1 protein-coding gene and 2 pseudogenes are annotated in these 4,581 nt (G+C 58.9%); all 3 read left to right on the top strand.

The features are described 5' to 3' along the window. A pseudogene (locus tag EXE44_RS16040) lies at positions 1–294 on the top strand (DUF433 domain-containing protein); the annotation flags it as partial. A gap of 7 nt (positions 295–301) precedes the next feature. Continuing rightward, the gene (locus EXE44_RS16035) at positions 302–637 is read left to right on the top strand and encodes a DUF5615 family PIN-like protein (RefSeq protein ID WP_137694793.1); all 336 of its coding nucleotides are present in this window, start codon (positions 302–304) and stop codon (positions 635–637) included. A gap of 195 nt (positions 638–832) precedes the next feature. Continuing rightward, positions 833–4,581, top strand: a pseudogene (locus EXE44_RS22215) (Eco57I restriction-modification methylase domain-containing protein); the annotation flags it as partial.

Genomic DNA, 4,581 nt, shown 5'->3' with positions numbered 1-4,581 from the left:
ATGGCACAGTCGTCGGTTCGGATCGGGACCGAGGTCCACGACGAGCCGCATATCGAGGGGCGGCGCGTGACCGTCCGGCGGATTCAGGGGCTCGTCGAGGGGGCCGGAAAGTCGGCCGACGAGGTGGCCGACCAGCTCGACCTCGACGTGGCGGACATGTACGGCGCGCTCCAGTACTACCACAGTCACCCCGACGGGATGGCGGCGGTCGAGCGTCAGCGGGCTGACCGCGAGGCTGCGGCGCAGGAGGCGGGTGCGGTGTCGCTGTCGGAGCTGAAAGGCGACGAGGGCGCGAAACCGGATGGAGTATCGGGTCCTCGTCGACGAGGACACGAGTCCGCGGGTCGCGGAGTCACTCCGGGGAAAGGGCGTCGCCGCGGAACACGTCCACGAGGCGCTTTCTGAAGGCGTCGACGACGAGTCGATCGCGGCGTTCGCTCGCGAGGGCGGCTACGTCGTCCTCACGCACGACACCGATTTTCTCGACGCGGAGACGCGAGGGGACGTGCCGGTGCTCTACTACGCCGACGATACGACGGACACCTACGCGATCGCTGACCGCGTCGCGGCGGTGGTCGAGTCGATGCCGGACCCGACCGACCTGCGCCCGATCGTGAAGCTCAACGAGCGGGGCTGAACGTCGTGGTCGAAACGCGCCAGTAGGTCGAGACGGCGCTGATCGGCGGGCGTTGGGTGCGACTGAGGCGGCGTCGGGAGATCGGTTCTAATCGCTACCTGAGAGTGTTGTCTCGGTGTCGGCCCGCGACCGTTCGGAATCTGTGACTATCTCCGTCATCTATTTAATTGCGCTGACGTGTGGGTTTGATATTCAATGAGCCAAGCGACGCTCGGAAGCGGTCCCTACCGGAATTCCAGCCTCTTCTCTGGCTACTATCTCGACGAGCGCGTTGCCGACCTCGACGCGTGGGACTGTGACGCCGAAGCCGAGGAAGCGTTCGAGCAGATTCGTGACCTCTGGAACCGGGAGGGAGCGCTCTTGCCCTCCTACAAGGAGGACGAACTGATCGACACGTGGATCGCCGAGGTTCTCGACATCCTCGGGTACGGCACGAGTTCCGAGGTGACGCTCCCGGACGGCGGGGGCTACGTCGACCGGCTACTCTTCGAGAACAAGGACGTACGCCGCGAGAGTGCCCGGCAGGCGCTTGACAGCGGCACGGAAGGGCACTTCTCCCGGGCGCTGTCGATCCTCGAAGCCAAGCAGTGGGACGCCGACTTTGAGAAGTTCTTCTCCGAACAGCGGTCCTATCGCGACGCGTCTCACCAGATCAAGTTCTACCTCGAACGGACTCCCGGCGATCTGAACTGGGGGATCCTCACCGACGGGAAGAAGTGGCGGCTCTACGGCACGAAGGACTACGAGACACAGACGTACTACGAGGTCGACCTGCCGGAGATTCTGGAGAGCGGGAACCTAGAGGCGTTCAAGTACTTCTACGTCTTCTTCCGGCCCGGAGCGTTCGTCGAGACGGCCGGGAGTTCCTTCCTCGACGACGTGTGGTCCGAATCGGAGACTTGGAGAGGACCTCCAAGACAACGTGTTCCGAGCGCTGCGGGTCCTCGGAAAGGGGTTCGTCGAGTCGAACGATCTGGAAATCGATCCCAACGACGAGGACGGACTCAGCGCCGACGAACTGAAAGAGCAGTCGCTGGTGCTGCTCTACCGGTTGATGTTCGTCCTCTACGCCGAGTCGCGGGGGCTGATCGACCCCGACGACCCGGCCGCCAGCGAGGAATATCAGGAGTACTTCAGCCTCGAAGCGAAACGCGAGGAGATACTCGACGAGGTCGACGGGCTTGACGTCGAGTCCGGCGCGGCGTTCGAGCAGGAGTTCAGTCAGTACTCCTCGTCGATCTGGGGTCGGCTCTCGGAGCTGTTCGAGCTGATCGACGAGGGCGAAGAGGACCTCGGCATTCAGCCGTGAGGACCACGAGTTCCTCGCGGAAAACTCGGTCTCGGACCCGGCGATCGCCGAGGTCATCTTCCGGCTGTCGACCACGGAGAACGACGAGGGCGAGTACGTCCCGGCGGACTACGCCGACCTCGACACGCGGCACCTCGGCTCGATCTACGAGGGCCTGCTGGAACACGAGTTCCGGATCGCGCCGGAGGCGGGCATGGCCGCGGTCGCGGAGGGCGGCGGACGAGGGCGGGCTGTACGTCGTCAACGACGAGGGCGAGCGCAAGGCCACGGGGGCGTACTACACGCCGGACTACGTGGTCACCTACATCGTCGAGGAGACGATCGACCCGCTGATAGACGAGATTCACGCGGACCTCGAAGCCGACGGGCTCTCCCGGAGCGACGGGGAGTACTTCCGGCGGTTCTACGACCGCGTGACGGACCTGACGGTTCTCGACCCCGCGATGGGCTCGGGGCACTTCCTGACGAAGGCGACGGGCTACCTCACCGAGCACGTCATGAGCGTCGTTCGCGAGCAGGAGATTCAGTCGTACGACGAGCAGGACATCCGCCGGACGATCTCGAAGGAGGTCATCTACGGCGTCGACCTGAACGGGATGGCGGTCGAGCTCGCGAAGCTCTCGATGTGGCTGGAGACGCTCGCGGCGGACCAGCCGCTCGCCTTCCTTGACCACCACCTGAAGGACGGGAACTCGCTCGTCGGCAGCGACATCACGGAGGTCCTCTCCGACGACACCGAGGAGAACGACGGCCAGCTAACGCTCACACAGGCGTTCGCACGCGTTCGGCAGGACACCCTCGGGCACGTGATGGACCTGATGGCGGACCTGCTGGCGTACGACAACGACTCGCTGGAGAGCGTGAAATCGATGGAGGAGCTGTACGACGAGATCCGCGACGACCCGCTGTACACGCGCCTCTTCGAGTTGGCGAACGTCCACACCGCCGAGGAGTTCGGCGTCGACGTGCCCGAGGACGCCTACGAGCAGATGGCGGGGGCGATCGAGGACGAAGCCGATTGGGCAGAGATCCGCGAGGAGCCGTGGTTCAAATCGGCACAGGCGACGGCCGCCGAGCAAGACTTCTTCCACTGGGAACTGGAGTTCCCTGAGGTGTTCTTCGACGCCGACGGTGAGCGGATGCCTGAAGCCGGTTTCGACACCGTGATCGGGAATCCGCCTTATGTGCGAATCCAAGAGCTACAGACAAATGTGCCAGAACGGGCGGAGTATCTCTCTAGATATCGATCCTCCGAGCAGAATTTCGATCTCTATGTAAACTTCACCGAGAAGGGGTACGAATTGTTATCCCCGAGGGGGCTACTCGGGTTTATTGAGCCTCACAAATTCTTCCAAAATGAATTTGGAAGAGGTATCCGCGAGTTCCTCGCAGACAATGATTCCCTCGATAAGATCCTCTCATTCGGTCACAAGCAGGTGTTTGGGAACGCCTCTGTCTATACCTGCGTCCTTATATTGAGCAAATATGACGAGGACGGACTCGAATATGCTGAAGTCGATCCTGCGGATCTAGCAACTGGGAAAGATCCTAATTTCCGTCACATCAATCCTGAACTTGACGGAGATGCTTGGGTATTCCAATCGCCAGAAGTTCTAGAGATTATTCAGGAAATCGAGGATAACCCACTAAGTCTAGCTGATGCTACGAAGAAAATATATCAGGGAATCATAACGAGTGCTGATAGTATTTTCTTGGTGGAAACCACCGAACAGATGGGAGATCTGACAGTTGTAGAAAACGGACATGGTGAGCAATTTAAGGTAGAATCAGAGCTTCTACACCCCTTTTTGAAAGGAAAAGACGTGAAACGATATGCTCCCTTAAATCCGCCTCTACAAATCATCTTACCATACCGGGTTGATGACAACGAACTAGACTTCATACCAGAAGAATCCCTTCGTTCAGAGTTCCCACGAGCATTTGAGTACTTCAAGAGTCACGAGTCGAAGCTTCGATCGCGTGACAGTGGTAGTATGGACACGGAACGGTGGTATGACTTCACTCGGGCCCAGAACATGGGTGAATTTCTGAATGACAAAATAGTCACTCCCGAGATCAGCTACGGGGGTAACTTCACGTTAGACGAGACTGGTGTACTCCATAAGTCGAAAGTTTACGGCATCGTGTCGGAAGAAAACATCGACAATGAATACCTTCTGACTTTACTGAACAGTAAGCTGTTCTGGTTCTACCTAAGGAGTACTGGATACGTACTCCGCGGCGGCTACTTTACCTTCAAAACGGACTACTTGGAACCGTTCTGTATCCCGTCGATCGGAGCGGCGAGCAAAAAGCTGAATTCAGAACGCCTTGTTGAAAGAGCGAATAATCTGTTCGCTACCGGAAACGCAGTGGATTCTGGAGATGGCCCGTCTTATCAGGAAATTCTCCGAGCTCTGGCTGCGGAACGGATTACTCAAGAAAAAGAGCAGTCAGTACTCAATACAAATCTTACAGACCATCTTGGGACCTATACGAATGGGCCTGAGCTAGGAGATATTGGTTTTGAACAACCTCCAGAAGGCTCGACGCCGACAATACTCCAGCAGACATCTGACGAGAAGACAAACCTGCGGACCGGTGACTCGACGATTAAGCGGGTCTCAAGAAACAC

The organism is Halorubrum sp. SS7 (assembly GCF_005435055.1).
Classification (GTDB): Archaea; Halobacteriota; Halobacteria; order Halobacteriales; family Haloferacaceae; genus Halorubrum; species Halorubrum salinarum.
Note: the sequence above shows the minus strand (reverse complement) of the source record. Positions and strands in the feature narration are given on the sequence as shown.

Excerpts from the sequence above, each read along its gene's own strand:
- EXE44_RS16035 (WP_137694793.1), top strand. The coding sequence starts at position 302 with ATGGAGTATCGGGTCCTCGTCGACGAGGACACGAGTCCGCGGGTCGCG.